At 63.6% G+C, this 18,268-nt stretch carries 19 protein-coding genes; 4 read left to right on the top strand and 15 right to left on the bottom strand.

Translation table 11 applies throughout. The features are described from left to right. Positions 1-114: 114 nt before the first annotated feature. On the top strand, positions 115-528 hold the full coding sequence (arfB, locus tag F3J44_RS12115) for an alternative ribosome rescue aminoacyl-tRNA hydrolase ArfB (RefSeq protein ID WP_167272602.1): 414 nt from the start codon (positions 115-117) through the stop codon (positions 526-528). Positions 529-741: 213 nt separating this feature from the next. Here the strand turns inward: arfB and F3J44_RS12110 are convergent, their stop codons facing one another. Next, the gene (locus F3J44_RS12110; RefSeq protein ID WP_167272599.1) at positions 742-1,086 is read right to left on the bottom strand and encodes a hypothetical protein; all 345 of its coding nucleotides are present in this window, start codon (positions 1,084-1,086) and stop codon (positions 742-744) included. 177 nt (positions 1,087-1,263) lie between these two features. On the opposite strand from F3J44_RS12110, the gene F3J44_RS12105 reads away from it, so the two are divergent. Continuing rightward, complete coding sequence (locus tag F3J44_RS12105; protein WP_205299838.1) at positions 1,264-1,542, top strand: hypothetical protein; 279 nt, start codon at positions 1,264-1,266, stop codon at positions 1,540-1,542. A gap of 116 nt (positions 1,543-1,658) precedes the next feature. After that, the gene (gene glsB, locus F3J44_RS12100; protein ID WP_167272594.1) at positions 1,659-2,567 is read left to right on the top strand and encodes a glutaminase B; all 909 of its coding nucleotides are present in this window, start codon (positions 1,659-1,661) and stop codon (positions 2,565-2,567) included. Between the two features lie 392 nt (positions 2,568-2,959). Here glsB and F3J44_RS12095 read toward each other — a convergent pair whose 3' ends face one another. From F3J44_RS12095 to F3J44_RS12080, 4 genes are all read right to left on the bottom strand, one after another. Beyond that, positions 2,960-3,226, bottom strand: coding sequence for a DUF3077 domain-containing protein (locus F3J44_RS12095; RefSeq protein ID WP_167272591.1), 267 nt, complete (start codon positions 3,224-3,226; stop codon positions 2,960-2,962). 600 nt (positions 3,227-3,826) lie between these two features. Continuing rightward, complete coding sequence (locus F3J44_RS12090) at positions 3,827-4,093, bottom strand: DUF3077 domain-containing protein (protein ID WP_167272588.1); 267 nt, start codon at positions 4,091-4,093, stop codon at positions 3,827-3,829. 356 nt (positions 4,094-4,449) lie between these two features. Further along, on the bottom strand, positions 4,450-4,650 hold the full coding sequence (locus tag F3J44_RS12085; RefSeq protein ID WP_167272232.1) for a hypothetical protein: 201 nt from the start codon (positions 4,648-4,650) through the stop codon (positions 4,450-4,452). Between the two features lie 41 nt (positions 4,651-4,691). Further along, positions 4,692-5,699: a hypothetical protein gene (locus tag F3J44_RS12080; RefSeq protein ID WP_167272585.1), complete on the bottom strand. Its 1,008-nt coding sequence runs from the start codon at positions 5,697-5,699 to the stop codon at positions 4,692-4,694. 207 nt (positions 5,700-5,906) lie between these two features. Between F3J44_RS12080 and F3J44_RS12075 the strand changes: the two genes are divergently transcribed. Then, entirely contained in the window at positions 5,907-7,457 is a 1,551-nt protein-coding gene (locus tag F3J44_RS12075) for a sensor histidine kinase (RefSeq protein WP_167272583.1), read from the top strand. Here the strand turns inward: F3J44_RS12075 and F3J44_RS12070 are convergent. The 10 genes from F3J44_RS12070 to arnB all read right to left on the bottom strand — a co-directional run bounded on the left by F3J44_RS12070 (position 7,454) and on the right by arnB (position 18,191). Continuing rightward, entirely contained in the window at positions 7,454-7,645 is a 192-nt protein-coding gene (locus F3J44_RS12070) for a hypothetical protein (protein WP_205299837.1), read from the bottom strand. The genes F3J44_RS12075 and F3J44_RS12070 overlap by 4 nt on opposite strands. A gap of 132 nt (positions 7,646-7,777) precedes the next feature. Then, the gene (locus tag F3J44_RS12065) at positions 7,778-9,370 is read right to left on the bottom strand and encodes a glycosyltransferase family 39 protein (RefSeq protein ID WP_167272580.1); all 1,593 of its coding nucleotides are present in this window, start codon (positions 9,368-9,370) and stop codon (positions 7,778-7,780) included. Further along, positions 9,370-10,743 carry a UDP-glucose/GDP-mannose dehydrogenase family protein gene (locus F3J44_RS12060; protein WP_167068646.1) on the bottom strand — a complete coding sequence of 458 codons (1,374 nt, stop codon included), beginning with the start codon at positions 10,741-10,743 and terminating at the stop codon, positions 9,370-9,372. Before F3J44_RS12060 ends, F3J44_RS12065 begins: the two co-directional genes overlap by 1 nt. After that, a complete protein-coding gene (gene arnF, locus F3J44_RS12055) occupies positions 10,740-11,153 on the bottom strand; it encodes a 4-amino-4-deoxy-L-arabinose-phosphoundecaprenol flippase subunit ArnF (protein WP_167272577.1) in 414 nt (137 codons plus the stop codon). Before arnF ends, F3J44_RS12060 begins: the two co-directional genes overlap by 4 nt. Further along, entirely contained in the window at positions 11,150-11,494 is a 345-nt protein-coding gene (gene arnE, locus F3J44_RS12050) for a 4-amino-4-deoxy-L-arabinose-phosphoundecaprenol flippase subunit ArnE (protein WP_167068640.1), read from the bottom strand. The genes arnF and arnE overlap by 4 nt, the downstream gene beginning before the upstream one ends. Beyond that, complete coding sequence (gene arnT, locus F3J44_RS12045; protein ID WP_167272574.1) at positions 11,491-13,140, bottom strand: lipid IV(A) 4-amino-4-deoxy-L-arabinosyltransferase; 1,650 nt, start codon at positions 13,138-13,140, stop codon at positions 11,491-11,493. The genes arnE and arnT overlap by 4 nt, the downstream gene beginning before the upstream one ends. After that, the gene (gene arnD / locus F3J44_RS12040; RefSeq protein WP_205299852.1) at positions 13,137-14,024 is read right to left on the bottom strand and encodes a 4-deoxy-4-formamido-L-arabinose-phosphoundecaprenol deformylase; all 888 of its coding nucleotides are present in this window, start codon (positions 14,022-14,024) and stop codon (positions 13,137-13,139) included. Before arnD ends, arnT begins: the two co-directional genes overlap by 4 nt. Beyond that, positions 14,021-16,027, bottom strand: coding sequence for a bifunctional UDP-4-amino-4-deoxy-L-arabinose formyltransferase/UDP-glucuronic acid oxidase ArnA (arnA, locus tag F3J44_RS12035; protein ID WP_167272568.1), 2,007 nt, complete (start codon positions 16,025-16,027; stop codon positions 14,021-14,023). The genes arnD and arnA overlap by 4 nt, the downstream gene beginning before the upstream one ends. After that, entirely contained in the window at positions 16,024-17,046 is a 1,023-nt protein-coding gene (arnC, locus tag F3J44_RS12030; protein WP_167068628.1) for an undecaprenyl-phosphate 4-deoxy-4-formamido-L-arabinose transferase, read from the bottom strand. Before arnC ends, arnA begins: the two co-directional genes overlap by 4 nt. Further along, positions 17,043-18,191 carry a UDP-4-amino-4-deoxy-L-arabinose aminotransferase gene (gene arnB, locus F3J44_RS12025; protein WP_167272692.1) on the bottom strand — a complete coding sequence of 383 codons (1,149 nt, stop codon included), beginning with the start codon at positions 18,189-18,191 and terminating at the stop codon, positions 17,043-17,045. The genes arnC and arnB overlap by 4 nt, the downstream gene beginning before the upstream one ends. Between the last annotated feature and the right edge of the window lie 77 nt (positions 18,192-18,268).

The raw sequence follows: 18,268 nt of genomic DNA, 5'->3' as shown, positions 1-18,268 counted from the left end.
TATGGCATTGGCGGTGGCGCGGGGACTATGACGGAAGGGACGGGGAATGGAAGGTTCCGGCGTGCGATGTGCGCCGAAGGCGGTGATAATGGGGGCAATGAACAGGGCCCTCTCATGCTGACCATCTCCAGTAACCTGCATCTGCCGGATGCCGATATCGAACTGACACACATCCGTGCGCAAGGCGCGGGTGGGCAGAATGTCAACAAGGTGTCCAGCGCCGTGCACCTGCGCTTCGACATCCCAGGCTCATCGTTGCCTGAGTTCTACAAGCAGCGGCTGCTGGCGCTGCGTGACAGCCGCATCACGGGTGATGGCGTGCTGATCATCAAGGGCCAGCAGTACCGCACCCAGGAACAGAACCGTGCCGATGTGCTGGCGCGGCTTGCCGAGTTGATCCTGGCGGCTGGCAAAACCGAGAAGAAACGCCGCCCTACCAAGCCGACCCTTGGCTCGAAAACCCGCCGTCTGGAAGGCAAGGCCAGGCGCAGTACTGTCAAGGCGGGGCGGGGCAAGGTTGAGTTCTAGTGTGGGTGGAGTTGGGATGTGTTCGCCTTGGGTCAATCAGCGCCTATGAGATCGAGCGCCGCCCGCGCGGCGCATCGCGAGCTGCGCTCGCTCCTACGTCTGTTTCGGGCCAATGTTCATGTGGTCATCGCGCGCGGCCCCTTGGTGCATACCGCTAGATGAGCGAGCGCAGCTCGCGATGCGCCGCGCGGGCGGCGCTCGATCTCAAAGCCACTAATTCTCCACCTTCTCAACCCGTCCCCCACACGCCTTGTACTTCTCGTCAAACCCCGACCGGCAATAGTTGGGCACCGTAGTAGGGCTGGGTGCTGGCGGGCAGGCATTGGGCATGTTGAGCGTATTGAAGTGCTCGCATTGCTGCGTGGAGCGCGCCTGGGTTTCGTGCAGCGAGTCGAAGTTATCCTGCTGCGCCTTGACCTTGGCTTCGCACGCACTCACTGTCTCATGGAGCTTGTGCAGGCATTCCAGGCCTTCCGGTGTGTCTGGATCAACGTAGCGGTAGTGGGTGCAGGCGGTCAGCAATACCGCCAGTGATAGGGTGGTCAATCTGATCGACAATGTCGGGGCTCCGTCCTGTTGAGCGTGACGGCTTCGACTTCGTGAGGGGGCGTCGGTTCAGTGGCTGGGGCTATTTTTAGCTTCGCGGCCTATTGCGGCGCGCTCTGGCAGAATACCCAACAGCCCATTCGTGTTTAAAGGAGTAAACCTATGCTCGTAGCTTTGGAGCTGAGGTCGTTGGCCCTGCGCGCGCACCTGAATCTGCAATCCTGGTCGCACTTCGTGGCTCAGGCTGAGTTCGCTTGGCAAAACCCTGCTGTGTTAGCCGATGCTGCCGAGTGGCAGAAGGTTTGGTTCGAGATGGAAATCATCAATGCCCTTGCATTGGCGCAGTGGGAAGAGCAAGGGTTTCCCCGTGGCGGGCTGCAATCGTGGTGTGACGAGTATCAACAGGATGCGCTGAGCCTGGTTGCCGAGCTGCTTGGCCTGATCGTCATGCCGGATGACCCAAGCTGACGCCTGGCTCTGCGTGGGCGTAATCATCTTGATACATTGTGTGATTTCTCATGCCGAACTTTCGTCAAGGAAGCGACCCCGAGCCGTCGTCTGGGGACTGATGAACAGAGCTTCCCATGCAAACACTGTTGAACGATATCCTCGAAGAAGTGCGGCCCTTGATTGGCAAGGGCAAAGTGGCTGACTACATCCCTGCGCTGGCCGATGTGCCGGCGCAGCAGTTGGGCATCGCCGTTTATGGCAACGACGGCAGCTATTACTGCGCAGGCGATGCGTTGGTACCGTTTTCGGTGCAGAGTATTTCCAAAGTGTTCAGCCTGGTTCAGGCCATCGGCCATTCCGGTGAAGCCATCTGGGAGCGGCTTGGCCATGAGCCCTCCGGCCAGCCGTTCAACTCCCTGGTGCAATTGGAGTTCGAACGCGGGCGCCCGCGTAACCCTTTTATCAATGCCGGGGCGCTGGTGATCTGTGATATCAACCAGTCGCGTTTTGCCGCGCCCACCTTGTCGATGCGTGATTTCGTGCGGCGCTTGTCGGGCAATGCCAACGTGTCGATGGATACCCGTGTCGCTGACTCGGAATACCAGTTCCGCGCACGCAATGCTGCCATGGCGTACCTGATGCAGGCGTTTGGTAACTTCCATAACGAGGTTGAAACGGTGCTGCGCAGTTATTTCAGTTATTGCGCGTTGCAAATGAACTGCTTGGACCTGGCCCGAGCCTTTGGTTTTCTGGCCAACGATGGGTTCTGCAAGCACAGTGGCGAGCAGATACTGACCCGGCGCCAGACTCAGCAGGTTAACTCGATCATGGCCACCAGCGGGCTGTATGACGAGGCGGGGAACTTTGCCTATCGGGTGGGGCTGCCTGGTAAAAGCGGGGTAGGGGGCGGGATCGTGGCCATCGTGCCGGGGCAGTTCACCGTTTGCGTGTGGTCGCCGGAGTTGAATGCGGCGGGGAACTCGTACGCGGGAATGGCGGCGCTTGAGATGTTGAGTTCGCGGATTGGGTGGTCGGTGTTCTGATGTGGGCCTTGGGGTAGGGCGCCGCTGCGCGGCGCATCGCGAGCTTTGCTCGCTCCTACGGAGCATCTGATTTAACTGGGAAACCTGTAGGAGCGGGCTTGCCCCGCGAAGCAGGCAACGCGGTGCGTGGCACCGGCTTCGCCGGTGTTCGCGGGGCAAGCCCGCTCCTACAGGGGATCACGGCGTGCCTGCTGGCACTGTTCCCTGCGCGACAGCGCAGCCTGCAGGGCTGGGTTATCTCCCATGGAACAAATCGTAACTATCTAATTTAACAGAGGCACTGTGGGAGCGGGCTTGCCCGCGAACACCGGCAAAGCCGGTGCCATCCACCGCGTTGCCTGCTTCGCGGGCAAGCCCGCTCCCACAAAGGCACTGTTCCCTGCACTACACCCTCAACGCATCATGCCCAACTCAGCATCATCCATCAGCGCCTTGGCCAAACCGCTGAGGTAATGCGAGGCCCAGATCAATTCGGGCTTTTCATCCACCAGGCCACTGATGGTCATGTCCCGCACATATCCCATCAGCTCCGAGGCCTGCTCCCGAGCATGCTGGCAGGAAATGCCGGGCTCGATGCAGAACAGCGGATGAGTCTGTTTTTCGCCCTGGTAGAACTTGGTTTTGCCAACGGTGGTTTTTACGTTCGATTCGTCGTCCATCACGCTTGCAACTCCTCGTCTGCCATTTGTATGAGTTTGAATACAAGCGTTGGGAAAGCATGGGGTGGATCGGGGACAAGTTTCAGCATTGTTCAATTCCTTGTTGGTGCCGCGACCCTAAGCCGTCAAGCAGAGGGTGGCAGCTGCACGTGGGTTGACGGACCGGCGGAATTGATAAGCTCCGGCGCACGCAAGCGTGCCCGCACGTACAGCCACCATAAAGGTATGCCGATACTCAAAACCGTCGCGGCCCGTCAAAGCCGTGTCACTGATCAATCAGCGACAGGCCGAGACTAGAGCCTTGGCAGAGCACCCGCAACGGAAAACAAGCGGCAACAGTATCTTTGGGAAATGGACTACAACAAAGGGAAGAGTTCTGATTTTTCGACACAAATATTAACAGGTTAGCCGCCTAGAACACCAAGGCGCCGCGCGCCTATGGCGCAGGAATAACTGGCCCGAAACAGATGTAGGAGCAGGCTTGCCCCGCGAAGCAGGCAACGCGGTCCGTGGCACCGGCTTCGCCGGTGTTCGCGGGGCAAGCCCGCTCCTACAGGGGATCACGGCGTGCCTGCTGGCACTGTTCCCTGCACTACACCCTCAGCGCATCATGCCCAACTCAGCATCATCCATCAGCGCCTTGGCCAAACCGCTGCGGTAATGCGAGACCCAGATCAATTCGGGCTTTTCATCCATCAGGCCACTGATGGTCATGTCCCGCACATACCCCATCAGCTCCGAGGCCTGCTCCCGAGCATGCTGGCAGGAAATGCCGGGCTCGATGCAGAACAGCGGATGAGTCTGTTTTTCGCCCTGGTAGAACTTGGTTTTGCCAACGGTGGTTTTTACGTTCGATTTGTCGTCCATCACGAATCCAATTCCTCGGTTGTGCTGCGCCCCTTTGCTGTCAAACGAAAGGGTGGCAGCTGTACATGGGTTGACAGACCGGTGGAATTGGCAAGCTCCGGCGCACGCAAGCGTGCCCACACGTACAGCCGCCATATAGACGTGCCGTAAGCCAAATACCGTCGCGGCCTGTCAAAGCCGTATCGCTGATTTGCAGCGACAGGCCGAGACTAGAGCCTCAGCAGAGCACCCGCAACGGAAAACAAGCGGCAACAGTATCTTTGGGAAATGGACTACAACAAAGGGAAAAATTCTGATTTTTCGACACAAATTACAACCGGTGCGCCAAGGGCGCCGCGCGCCCTGGGTGTCAGACGTTAAGCCTGACGCGACCGCTGATACCGGCTAACCTCGATCTGAACAACGAACGCAACCACGCAAACCAGGCCGAACTTCACGTTCGTACTCAGCCCGAAGTGTTCGCACACTTTGCCCACAACGATCACACTCACAAAGATGGCGACAGGTAACAACAGCTTCTGCATCCAGCACTCCCGGGCTTTTGGCTCGATATTCATCACCATTGCACCATGGTAACGCCAAGGCGCCGTGAACACACTCAATGTGCAGGGAACAATCGCCGGGCCACGCTTTTGGCGGCAAACAGGCGGGCCTCATCGTGGCCGACCTGGCTCACCTGAAATTGCCGATGGTGAACGGCAATGCGCCACTGCTTTGCCAAAAAGGCTTCATAGCGCAGGTAACCCAGCTGTCGCTCCACCCGGTTGGCGCCCTGCAAGGCCGCGCCGCAGCTTCGGTCCATTACCCGGCTTTCGGGATTATTGTCGCGGGCGCCGACCATGTAGGTGACCTCACGCGCCGCATAGCGCTTGAACAGCTGCTTGGCGTCGAGGTTCTGCTGAACGAAGTAAGGCGGCGCCTGTTCCAGGCCATAGCGGTACTGGTTGTAGCCTGGGCACTGGCCCGCAGGCACCGGTTTGAAGGCACCGTTCTGCCAACGATTGCCGTCGACATACAGGTAGGACGAGGGGCTGGAGATCACATAGCGCAGCGCAATACCACGCCCAACCGAGCCCACGCCCAGCAGGGCGTAGCGCTGCAGCAGCTGGCCCCCGGCCGAATGGCCGATCAACACGATTTCCTTGAGCGCCGGAAAGTGCTCGCGGTTGCCAAGGTAGGCCAGCAGGTCATCGAGCACGGTAAAACCGGCGATCCCCACCCGGCCGTCCTGCGAGGCGGTGCCGTGCATCCACTTGTCCTTGGCCCACAGCGGCATGTCGTCGCCGGCGCGGCGATCCCGGGGCGTGAGAAAGTTCGGCGCCAGCAGCAAGGTGTCGTCAGCGCTCAACCCGGCGTTCTGCAGCAGCTGCTGGCCGCTGGCGAAGTAGTCGTCAGCGTTGCGCTGCACGCCGTGCAACAGCACCACCGCGCGCTGTACGGGCAGGCTGGCCTGTTGCAGGTCATGGTTGGCGAAGGCCAGGAAGTGGTAATGCGTGGCTTGCCCCAGGCGTAGCGTTTGCGGCGCGGCCAAGGCTGGCAGGGCCAGCAGGCTGGCGAGCAGCAGAAGCAGGGTACGGGCCAGCGAGCGCAAAGCGTGGTGCGGCATGAAATCCCCTCGTGAACGTGCGATAGCCAATCCTTGAAAACACAGCGTCGTTGCGGTTGCCCGTAAACTATGCCCAATGGTAGCGCCCCCAGTCTGCCAGCGCAGGCACCGGTTGCGAATAACGGCTAAGGTTCCAAGGCTACCGGCGAAACGTTGGTGGGGCAGTGTGGGCTGCTGGTTGCCCTGTCGCCATGTGATGGAGTTCCTATGCAACAACTACCACCGGACGAAACCATCCGGGCTGCGATGAAAAAGTCCCACGCCCGGCTGCACCGCCAGCATGAGCTGGTGGTCGAGTTTGGCGTGATGTCGCTCAAGGTCGATGACCTCGATGCACTGCTTTCGCAGGCATGCAGGGTGGTGGCCGAGGGCATGCAGACCCGTTTCTCCAAAGTGCTGCAGCCACTGGCAGACAGCGAAGCCTATGTGCTGACGCACGGTGTGGGCTGGGACGCCTCGGACATCGGCCATGCCACCGTGGGCGGTGACATTGCCAGCCCGGCGGGGTACGCGCTGTCCACCTTTCGCCCGGTGTTATCCAACCATTTGGGGATGGAAGAGCGCTTTCGCACCCCGGATCTGCTGAAAAAATACGGTATCGAGCGGGCCATCAACGTGCCTATTCGTGGCGCGCTTGGCCCCTTTGGCGTGCTGGAGGCCGACAGCAGTGACGGTGAGGATTTCGTCGAAAGCGACCTGGTGTTCCTGGAGGGCATCGCCAACGTCATCTCCCTGGCACTGGAACGCATTGCCGCCGGCAACGAGACGCCTCGCCCCGACCCGTATTCCGAAAGCATGCTGAACGCCAGCCCCGATTGCGTGAAAATCCTCGCGCTCAGCGGCGAAATCGAATTCATGAACGAAAAGGGGCTTGAGCTGATGCACCTGCCGGCCCTGGCCGAAGTCAAGGGCCAACGCTGGCCCGAACTCTGGCCGGATGAGTCCCGCTCGCTGGTGGCCCAGGCCATGGGCAAGGTAACCGGCGGTGAAACCGCCAGGTTCGAAGCGTACTTCCCCACAGCGCCCGATGAACCCAGGTGGTGGGATGTGACCGTCGCGCCGATTCTGGGCGCCAACGGCCAGATCGAACGGGTGATCGCAGTGTCCAGGGACATTACCGAGCGCCATCAATACGAAGCCCAGTTGCTGTCGCTGATCGAGGCGCAGAACTCCCGGCAAAGTGCCAGCGACCTGCACCTGGAAGAGATCCATCACCGGGTCAAGAACAGCCTGCACCTGGTCAATACCCTGTTGTTGCTGCAAGCGAACCTCAGCCCGGACGCGGCGGTGAAGTTGCAACTGGAAACGGCCGCGGGGCGCGTGGTCACCATCGCCAGCGTGCATGAGCGGCTGTATCACATTGCCGAGCACGACACGGTGTCGGCTGCGGACTATCTGAATGCCTTGCTGGGCGACCTCGGCAAGGCCCTGGCTGACCGCAAAATCCTGCTCGAAACCGACGACTTCGTGCTGCCGCCCGAGCGCATGGCACCCTTGGGGTTGGTGATCTCCGAGCTCATCACCAACGCGTTGAAGTACGGCAAGGGCACCGTGGAGGTGGCAGTCAAGCATGCACTGGACCATGTGCTGCTGACGGTGAAGGACGAGGGCGATGGGTTTCCCGACAGCTACCCCAAGCCCACCGGCACCGGCCTGGGCATGCGCCTGGTGAACAGCTATTCAGGTTATGGCAGCGCCGCGGTGACCATCGACCGGCTGGAGGGCAAAAGCTGCATTCACGTGCGCTTCAGGCTCTAGCCCGCCCGCATCGAAGCCAACTGCTCTTGCAGGTCGGCCATCAGGCGCCGGCCCGAGGCCTCCAGCAGGTCGCCATACAGGGCGATGGCGTTACACGTCCGGCAGGTAAGGATGGACTTGCGGTGCAGCCGCACGGGCTTGACCAGGTCCTGCCCGTCGCATTTCAGGCATCTCAAGGTAACGCTCATCACTTCCTGCTCCATGGAAGGTTCGCGGGATTCATTTCCCTCACCTGGGGCCTGGCTCGGCCCAGGTGCGGTACATGGAGTGCCTGACGCCCGAAACGTTCACTTCTACCCTGTGCGCAGCCCCGCAAGGCGTCACGGCGCACGGTGCAGCAGCACATAGTCGTCGTTGTCAAACCGCCCACCCAGGCGTGGCTCCAGCGCGCCCGGCGCCGAGCCCTGCAACGCCTGGAAGTCCTGCCGCGCCATGATGACCCAGGCCGGCCCCTGCAAGGCCTGCAACTGCCCGGGCGTTTCAGTGAACAGCGGTTGCAGGTCGTGGTCGACATTGACCATGAACTTGATGGCCTTGGCGTCCTGCCCCAGCCGGTGCAGCACCAGCGGCGCCGGCTGCTGGGCAACTTGCGCCATCACCGCCTGGGTGAATGCGCGCGTATCATACAACCGCCGCTGCACCGGCTCGAACACCGCCACGTACACCAGCCACACCGCCAGCACCGCGCAGCCGGCCAGCACCTCGGCCCGCCTGCGTGGCCACCACAGCCGGGACACGGCCAGCAACTGCAAGGCCGCCAGCACCGCGACCGGCACGCTGATCGAACCCAGTTGCTCGGCGTAACGGCGATGGGCAACCAGCAGGGCGATCATCAGCACGCCTGGCAACACCAGCCACAGTGCCTGAATCAGCCCGCGCAGCCAGGCGAACAACCGCCCCTGGGCCACCTGGAACGGGTAGGCTGCAACGATTGCCGCCATCGGCAGCATCGGCAGCACATAGCGCGCCTTCTTGGCCAACGGAATCGACAGCCCGAGCATCACCAGCAACCCCGCCGCCGCGCAGTACACCACCAGCCGCAACGCCGGCCCCTGCAGCCTTGCCTGGGCAAGCCCGGCGGCGATCAGCACCAGCAACGCCAGCGGGTAGGCAAGGGCATAGTTGCCCAGCGAACTGCTGAAGTAGAACAGCGCACTGCTGGCCCCCTCGCTGCCGTCCATGCGCCCCATGAACTGCATGCGAATTACATCGTCCAGAAACGCCTGCCCACCACTGGCCTTGGCCAGCCACAGCAACAGCCCTACACACAGCGCCAGCAGCACGCTGGCCAGCACCCCAAACACCAGCATGCGCCGCCATTGCCCGGCCAGCAGGTAGTAGCTGCACAGCATGCCCGTCGGCACCACCAGCCCGATCGGCCCGCGAATGCCAAAGCCCAGCAGCAGCAACGCGAACAGCAACGGCCAGCGCCGCCCGGCGCCGTGGTGGTCGTGGGCATAACCCAGGTAGAACACGGCGAACGCCACGGCCGCCAGCATCAGGTCCTGGGACACCGCCCGCACCTCGCTGACAAACGTGGCGGTCAGCACCAGCATCACGATACTGGCCCAAGCCCAGCGCAGCGAGAAGGGCGCCAGCAGCCGGTACATCAAGGTGACGATCACGGCGCCAGCGAAGGCGCTGGGCAGCCAGGCGCCAAGGCTGTCGACGGCGCCCATGGGCAGCGACAGCAGCCAGATGAACAGGGTCGAGAGCGCCGTGTAGTCGGCATACGGCTGCCCGTAGGTGGTAGGGAACACCGTTGGCCCATGGCGCAGCATCTCCTGGGCGAACAGCACGAAGCGCGAGTCGAAACCGATGGGCGCAAGCCCCTGGGCGCCGGCGCAGAACAGCAGCAGCGCCAGCAGCCCTGCAACCAGGGACTGCCGGCGCACGGTGAGGGGCAAGGGCATCAGGCTGCTTTAGACCGGCGGCGCGGCAGGTGCGGTGCCACTGGCAGCTGGCAAGAGTCGCCGCGGCCAATCGGGAAGTATTTGAAGCCTTTTCGCGCCAGGCGCTCGGCATCGTACAGGTTGCGCCCGTCGAAGATCACCGGGGCCTTCAGACGCTGCTGGATCAGCTCGAAGTCCGGGGCCTTGAACTGCTGCCACTCGGTGCAGATGATCAGCGCATCGGCACCGGACAGCACCGATTCTGGCGTGCCCATCAGCATCAGCTTTTCTTCGTTGGGGTACAGGTGCTGGGTTTCCTGCATGGCCTCCGGGTCGAACGCGCGCACGCTGGCGCCGGCAGCCCAGAGCGATTCGAGCAGCACGCGGCTTGGGGCATCGCGCATGTCGTCGGTGTTGGGCTTGAACGCCAGGCCCCAGACGGCGAAGGTCTTGCCGCGCAGGCTGCCTTTGTAGAACGCCTTGATCCGTTCGAACAGCTTGTGCTTCTGCCGCTCGTTGATGGCCTCGACCGCCTGCAGCAGGTCGCTGGAGCAATGGGCCTGCTCGGCGCTGTGGATCAGTGCACGCATGTCTTTGGGGAAGCACGAGCCGCCGTAGCCGCAGCCTGGGTAGATGAAGTGGTAGCCGATGCGAGTGTCGGCCCCGATGCCCTGGCGTACCGACTCGATATCGGCGCCCAGGTGTTCGGCAAGTTCGGCGATCTGGTTGATGAAGCTGATCTTGGTGGCAAGCATGCAGTTGGCGGCGTACTTGGTCAGCTCGGCGCTGCGCAGATCCATGAACATGATGCGGTCGTGGTTGCGGTTGAACGGCGCGTAAAGGTCGCGCATCACGTCGCGCACGTCTTCGCCGTCGCAGCCGATGACGATACGGTCGGGGCGGCGGCAGTCGGCCACGGCCGAGCCTTCCTTGAGAAATTCAGGGTTGGACACGATATCGATGCGCAGCGCGCGGCCTGCCAGGGCCGTATCGATGTGGGCGCGCAGCTTGTCGCCGGTGCCCACTGGCACGGTGGATTTTTCCACCAGGATCAGCGGTTGCTGGCGATGGCGGGCCACCGCATCGCCCACCGACATCACATACTTGAGGTCGGCCGAGCCATCCTCGCAGGACGGCGTGCCGACGGCGATGAAGGCCACCCGGCCGTGTTCCACGGCCAGCTGTTCATCGGTGGTGAAGTGCAGGCGGCCGCCATCCAGGCCTTCGCGCACCAGGCTCGACAGGCCCGGTTCGAAGATGCTGACATGGCCTTCGCGCAGCAAATCGACCTTCTTCTGGTCAACATCCATGCAGACGACATCGTGGCCGACCTCGGCCAATACCGCAGCTTGCACCAGGCCGACATATCCGCTGCCAAACACTGTGATTTTCATGGAGCACTCCTGAACGCGGGCGCACGGGCCGGACGGGAATTGATGGTGATGACGCCGAGCATGACCAAGGCCACACCGGCTGTTTTGCCAAGGCTGAAATGTTCGTCGAACAGCGGCAGGCTGGCCGCCAGCAGATAGACCAGGGCGTAGCTCAGGCTCAGCAGCGAATAGGCCCGGCCCAACGGCAGGTCACGCAGGGCCAGCAGCCAGCAGAGCATCGACAGGCCATAGGCGCCGATCGCCGCCAGCACCACCGCCAGCGGCAGGGCATCGACGCCGTTGCCCATCAGCGCTGAAAGCCACGCGGAAGGTTGCGGCAAGCGGGTCATGCTCCAGCGCATGGCCAGCTGCGCGCTGCTTACCAGCAGCACGCTGCCCAGGGCGTAGGTGATGCCCAGGCGCGGGTTCATGCCTGTTGCCCCAGCAAGGCCACGCCGGCAATCACCAGCGCCACGCCCAGCCAGTGGCGGCGGTCCACCGGCTCATGGAAGGCGAAGCGGGCAATCAGGGTGACCAGCACGAAATTCAGGCTGAGCATCGGGTAGGCGATGCCGACCTCCATGCGCTGCAGCACCAGCAGCCACACCAGCAGGCCGCTGCCAAGCGCGGCGAGGGCCAGCCACAGCCATGGCGAGCGCAGTTTGCCGGCCCAGCCGCTGGGCTGGGCGCGCCAGCTTTCCACGGCGAATTTCTGCGCCACCTGGCCCAGGCAAGTCAGCAGGCAGGCACTGAGCAGCAACAGCCAACTCATGGCGCAGCTCCTGGAAGTATCACGATCACCAAGTTGCCTTGCTGATAGCGCGTGCCATCGTCTGGCAGCAAGTCGAGATCATGGCGATCATCTTTGTCCTTCACACGCATGAGCACTGCGACCAAACCGCTTCGGCGGGCATCGGCCACCCATTGCCGCAGCTGTTCGCTGGCGACGTGGCGTGCGGCTGCCTCAGGATAGGCCAGGCCATATTTCAGTTCGCCGATGGTGTTGATCAGCGTCACGTCGTTGCGCTTGAGGCGCCAGGCCAGTGCCGACGCCGCGCCCAGGTCGTTGCTCATCAGGTAGGTGGCGCCGGCCAGCTCGCCCTGGTGTTGCAGCACGAACTGGTCGGGGGTTTTGCTGGCCTCCACCGCCTTGGGCAGTGCCGCCGGCAGCAGGCCGACCAAAAGCAGGCTGCCCAGCGCCGGCGCGGCCCAGCAGCGCAGCGGCGACAGCGCCTGGGCCAGGCTGCTGACCAGCCAGCCGGCCAGGCCCACGCACAGCCACAACAGGCTGGGCAGTTCGTGCTCGTACACCGGTTTTTTCAGCTGCAGCCAGGCCAGGGCGACCAGGGCAACCGCCCCCAGCGCGACATTGAGCCAACCGTTGAGGCCCAAGGCACGGCCTTGCTGCGCGTGCAAACGCTCGCCCAGGGCGTGGCCCAGCAGCAGGGCCAGGGGCAGCAGGCAGGGCAGGATGTAGGTCGGCAGCTTGCCTTTGCTCAGGCTGAAGAACAGCAGCGGCATCAGCAGCCACAGCAGCAGGAAGCCGATGCTGGCCTGGGCGCGGCTGTGCCAGGCCTGTTTCAGCGCCGTGGGCAGTAGCCCGGCCCAGGGCAGGCTGAATGCCACCAGCAGTGGCAAGTAGAACCACCAAGGCGCAGCATGCTGGGCATCTTCCCCGGCAAAGCGGCGGATGTGCTCATGCCAGAAGAAGAACCGCCAGTAGTCCGGTTCCTGGGCGTGCACGGCCAGCACCCAGGGCAGGCTGACCAGCACCGCCACGGCGATGGCCAGCGGGCCGTATACCAGCAGCTCGCGCCAGCGTTTCTGCCACAGCATCCACGGCAGGGCGATCAGCACCGGCAAGGCCCAGGCGAGAAAACCCTTGGTCATGAAGCCCATGCCACAGGCCAGCCCCAGCACGGCCCAGGCGGCCAGGCGCTGGCCGCCGCCGTGGCTGGTCAGGGCGAACCACAGGGCCACCAGGCTGAGGTTGACCCACAAGGTGAACTGCGGGTCGAGGTTGGCGTAGCCGGCTTGGCCTGCAACCATCACGAAGCTCATGTACAGCAGGGCGCTGGCCAGGCTCTTGCGTGGGTCGTTCCACAGCCGCCGTGCCACCACGTAGCACAGCAGCACGCTCAAGCCTGTGGCCAGCGCCGAGGCGAAGCGCGCACCGAACAGGTTCTGGCCGAACACGCCTTGGCCAAGGGCAATCATCCAGTAGCCGGCGATGGGTTTTTCGAAGTAGCGCAGGCCCATGAAGTGCGGCGAGATCCAGTCGCCGGTCAGCAGCATTTCCTGGCTGATTTGCGCATAGCGGGTTTCATCGGGAATCCACAAGCCATGGCTGCCCAACGGCAGCAGGTAGGCAAGCACGAACAGGCCCAGCAGCAACGGTAGCGTCCAGCGTTTGCTCATGCCCCTTGCACTCCCAGCCAGCCTTCACGGCCGCCGAGGGTGCCGCGTTGCACGCAGGCAACGGGCAAGCTGTCGAGCGAGGCGGGCAACAGCTCGCCCAGCGGTTTGAACGTGATGCCTTGCTGGCGTGCAGTGGCCAGCAACTGGCGAAAATCCTCGGCCATCAGAATCCCTTCTACCTCTGCGTGAATGGTGTAGACGTTGAGTGCCTGGGGCAGGAACTGCCTCAGGATGAAGGCGTTGAAGTCGGCGGCGGCCACCTGCGGGCCTACCACCTCATCGAAGGTGGGCAAGTCCACCGGTATTTGCGGCGCCCCCGGCGAGCCGTCGGCCAGGCGCGGGCGGAACAGGCTGGCGCCGCGGCAGTCGCTGTTGTAGCGAAAACCGAACGCCTGCTTGGCCTCGATCACCCGCTCGTCGGCACGCCAGCCGGCGGCGGCCGAGCAGTCCACCTTGGCCCCCAGGATGTCGCTGAGGGTGTCGACCCCACGGCGGATCTGCTCGCCCAGCTGCGCCGCCGTCCAGCGCCCGGCATTGGCCTGCCAGCCGTGGTGGTCCCAGGCGTGCAGGCCCACCTCGTGGCCGGCCTCGCGGGCGTGGCGCATCAGGTGGCCGAGGTCGCGGCCAATCGGCTTGCCGGGCCAGGCGGTGCCGGCCAGCAGAATGTCCCAGCCGTACAGCCCGGCCGCATTGGAGCGCAGCATCTTCCACAGGAACTGTGGCCGCACCAAGCGCCACAGGTGGCGGCCCATGTTGTCCGGGCCGACACTGAAGAAGAACGTTGCCTTCACCTGCGCTTCGTCCAGCAGCTCCAGCAAGCGCGGCACACCTTCACGGGTGCCGCGGTAGGTGTCGACATCGATGCGTAGCCCGGCCTGCATCAGCGTGCATCTTCTGCCGGGCGGGCTTCGACCTCGCGCAGGGCTTCGCGCAGGAAGAAGTCCAGCGTGTTGCCGATGGTTTCACGCATCTCTACGGTCGGTTCCCAGTTCAGCAGGCGCTTGGCATTGGCAATGCTTGGCTTGCGGTGGGACACGTCCTGGTAGCCGCCGCCGTAGAACGCCTTGCTCTCGACGTCGCGGAAGCCTGCGAACGGCGGGAAGTGGCTGCGCAGCGGGTGGGCTTCGAACTGGCGCAGCAGTTCTTCGCCCAGCTGGCGAATGCTGGCTTCGTTGTCCGGGTTGCCGATGTTGATGATCTGGCCGTTGCAGGCATCGCCGTCGTTGTCGATGATCCGTGCCAGGGCCTCGACGCCATCGGCGATGTCGGTGAAGCAGCGCTTCTGCGCGCCGCCGTCGAACAGGCGGATCGGCGTGCCTTCCACCAGGTTGAGGATCAACTGGGTGATGGCCCGGGAGCTGCCGATGCGCGCCGAGTCCAGGCGGTCCAGGCGCGGGCCCATCCAGTTGAAGGGGCGGAACAGGGTGAAGTTCAGGCCCTTCTGGCCATAGGCCCAGATCACCCGGTCGAGCAGCTGCTTGGACACCGAGTAGATCCAGCGCTGCTTGTTGATCGGCCCGACCACCAGGTTGGAGGTGTCTTCATCGAAGTTCGGGTCCTGGCACATGCCATAGACTTCCGAGGTGGACGGGAAGATCACGCGCTTGTTGTACTTCACGCAGTAGCGCACCAGGCGCAGGTTTTCCTCGAAGTCCAGCTCGAACACGCGCAGCGGGTTGCGGGTGTATTCGATGGGCGTGGCGATGGCCACCAGCGGCAGCACCACGTCGCACTTCTTGATGTGGTATTCGATCCACTCGGAATGGATGCTGATATCGCCTTCGACGAAGTGGAAGCGCGGGTGATTGCGCAGGCGTTCGATGGCGTCGCAGCCGATGTCCAGGCCGTACACCTCATAGCGCTCGTCGCTGAGCAGGCGTTCGGACAGGTGGTTGCCGATAAAGCCGTTCACGCCCAGGATCAGCACCCGGGTGCGGCGAACGGCGCGGCGTGAGTCGGCGGCGCGCAGCAGCGAGCCCTCGACCAGGCCCAATTCACCGGCCAGTTGCGGGCCGCTCAGGTACAGGCCGTTGTCGTTGCGCTGGCCGGCGTGGATCACCAGCGAATCCTCGCCACAGGCAACGCGCAGCGGGTCGGTGCTGATTACCCGGCCAGGGGCCAGGCCCTCGTTGCCCTTGGCGACATCCGCCTGCCACACGATCAGTTTGTGCTCGCCCACCGGGCAGAACGCGCCGGGGTAGGGCTGGGTGACGGCGCGCACCAGGTTGAACAGGGTTTCGGCAGGTTGGTGCCAGTCCAGGCGGCCATCGGCGGCGGTACGGCGGCCGAACACGGTGGCCTTGGCCTCGTCCTGCGGGGTTTCGCTGAGCTTGCCCTGGCGCAGCGCTGGCAAGGTGTCGCGCAGCAGGTCGGCGGCGGCGGCGCGCAGCTTGCCGTGCAGGCTCAGCGCCGTGTCGCTGCGCTCGATGGCCACCGGCAGCTGGGCGACGATGGCGCCGGCATCGGCACGCTTGACCATGCGGTGCAGGGTAACGCCGGTTTCGCTTTCGCCGTTGACCAGCACCCAATTGGCCGGCGCCCGGCCACGGTAGCGCGGCAGCAGTGAGCCATGCAGGTTGAATGCGCCCTTGCGCCCGGCGGCCAGCAAGGGTTCGCCCAGCAGGTTGCGGTAGTAGAAGGAGAACAGGTAGTCCGGCGCGAGGGTGTTGATGCGCTCCACCCACAGCGGGTGGTTGACGTCCTCGGGGGCGTGCACCGCAATGCCCTTGCGGGCGCACAACTGGGCTACCGAGCCGTAGAAGGTGTTTTCCTTGGGGTCGTCGGCATGAGTGAACACCGCTGCAATGTCATAGCCGCAGGCAAGCAGGGCTTCAATGCCGGCGCAGCCGATATCGTGGTAGGCGAAGACAACTGTTTTTGCACTCATGAATGAACCTGACCAGAAGTGGAGGAAGTGAAACCGTCAACGGTGACTGGGGTTGCAGGGGTGGGCGCAGGGCCGCTGCGCAGCACTTTTTCGATGAAGAACCGTGGGCGGGCGCGCACATCGCTGTACATGCGCCCCAGGTACTCGCCCAGCAGGCCCATGCCGATGAACTGGCCACCGGTGAACACGAACAACACGGCGAACAGCACGAACAGGCCGTTGCCCGCCCAGCCCGGGCCGAAGGCCAGGCGCAGCACGATCAGCGCCACGGCGAACAGCACGCCGAGCGCGGCCATGCTGAAACCGACGATGCTCAGCAGGCGCAGGGGCGTGGTGGTCATGCAGGTGATCAGGTCGAACATCAGGCTGATCAGGCGCATGGGGCTGTACTTGGAGTCGCCGTGTTCGCGCTCGGCGTGGTGCACGGTGATTTCGGTGGTGTGGCGGGCGAAACTGTTGGCCAGGATGGGGATGAACGTGCTGCGCTCGCGGCAGGCGAGCATGGCGTCGATCACCGTGCGCCGGTAGGCCCGCAGCATGCAGCCGTAGTCGCTCATGGCAACGCCGGTGGAGCGCTTGACCGCGTAGTTGATGACCTTCGACGGCCAGCGGCGCAGGGCCGAGTCCTGGCGGTTGCTGCGCACCGTGCCGACCACGTCGAAACCGCGCTCGGCCTCGGCGACCAGCCGCGGGATCTCCTCCGGCGGGTTCTGCAGGTCGGCGTCGAGGGTAATCACCACATCGCCCTGGCACTGCTCGAAGCCGGCCATGATTGCCGCGTGCTGGCCGTAGTTGCGGTTGAGGATCACCGCCACGAACGGGCTGTTCTCGGCCTTGGCGGCGTCTTCCAGGATGCTGGCGGATTCGTCGCGGCTGCCGTCGTCGACCAGCACGATTTCATAGGGGTGATGCAGTTGCTGGCAGGCGGCTGCGGTGCGGCGCAGCAGCTCCGGCAGGCTCTGTTCCTCGTTGTACACCGGGATGACGATGGACACGCGGTGGATCGGGTAAGGTCTCACGGGCGATTTCCCACAAGCTGTTCAATGGCGGTGACGACCCGGTCGAGGTCGTGGTCGGTCATGTCCGGGAACAATGGAATCGAGCACAGCCGCGCCGAGTTCCATTCGGTGTTGGGCAGCGACAGCTGCGGGTCGCGCTGGCGGTACCAGGTGTGCAGGTGGGTGGCGATGAAATGAATGCCGCTGCCGATGCCACGTTCCTGCAGGCCTTTCATGAAGGCTTCGCGGTCCAGGCCACAGCGTTCGCTGTCGATGCGCAGGATATACAGGTGCCAGGCGTGCTGCTGCGGGTAGGCCGGCAGCGCCAGCGGTTGCACCGGCAGGCCTTCAAGGCGCTGCTGGTAGCGCGCGGCCAGCTCGCTGCGGCGGGCGTTGATCGCATCCAGGCGCTTGAGCTGCACCAGGGCGATGGCGGCATTGATGTCGGCCAGGTTGTACTTGAAGCCAGGCTCGATGACCTGGGCCTGGGGCTTGCGGCCGTGGGTCAGGCGGTCGTAGGCATCAACGCCCAGGCCATGGAACTTGAGCATGCGCACGCGGCTGGCCAGGGCTTCGTCGTCGCTGACGAACATCGCGCCTTCGGCGCAGGTCATGTTCTTGATCGCGTGGAACGAGAAGATCGCCGTGCCACGGGCACCGACATGGCGGCCTTTGTAGCGGGTGCCGGCGGCATGGGCGGCGTCTTCGATCACGGCGATACCGTGCTTGTCGGCCAGGGCGTACAGCGGGTCGAGGTCGAATGCGGCGCCGGCGTAGTGCACCGGGATGATGGCCTTGGTCCGTGGGGTGATGGCCGCTTCGATACGGGCGGCGTCGGTCATCAGGGTGTCGCGGTCGATGTCGACGAACACCGGCGTGGCGCCGATCAGCGAAATCATGTTGGCGGTCGAAACCCAGGTTTGCGACGGGGTGATGACTTCGTCCCCTGGGCCGATGCCCAGGGCCAGCAGGGCGATGTGCATGCCGCCGGTGGCCGAGGACAGGGCCACGGCATGGCGACAACCGACGTATTGGGCAAACTGTTCTTCCAATGCCTGGTTCTGTGGCCCGGTGGTGATCCAGCCCGAGCGCAGAACGTTGCCGACAGCTGCAATTTCTTCTTCGCCCATGCTAGGGCGAGAGAAGGGGAGAAACGCCTCACTCATGAACACCTCGGTCATGCAATAAATAACAGAACCCATTGATTTCATTGAATCCATTCCCAGCGTAGACGCAATAAACG

Source organism: Pantoea sp. Tr-811 (assembly GCF_011752535.1).
In the GTDB taxonomy this organism is placed as follows: Bacteria; Pseudomonadota; Gammaproteobacteria; order Pseudomonadales; family Pseudomonadaceae; genus Aquipseudomonas.
Note: the sequence above shows the minus strand (reverse complement) of the source record. Positions and strands in the feature narration are given on the sequence as shown.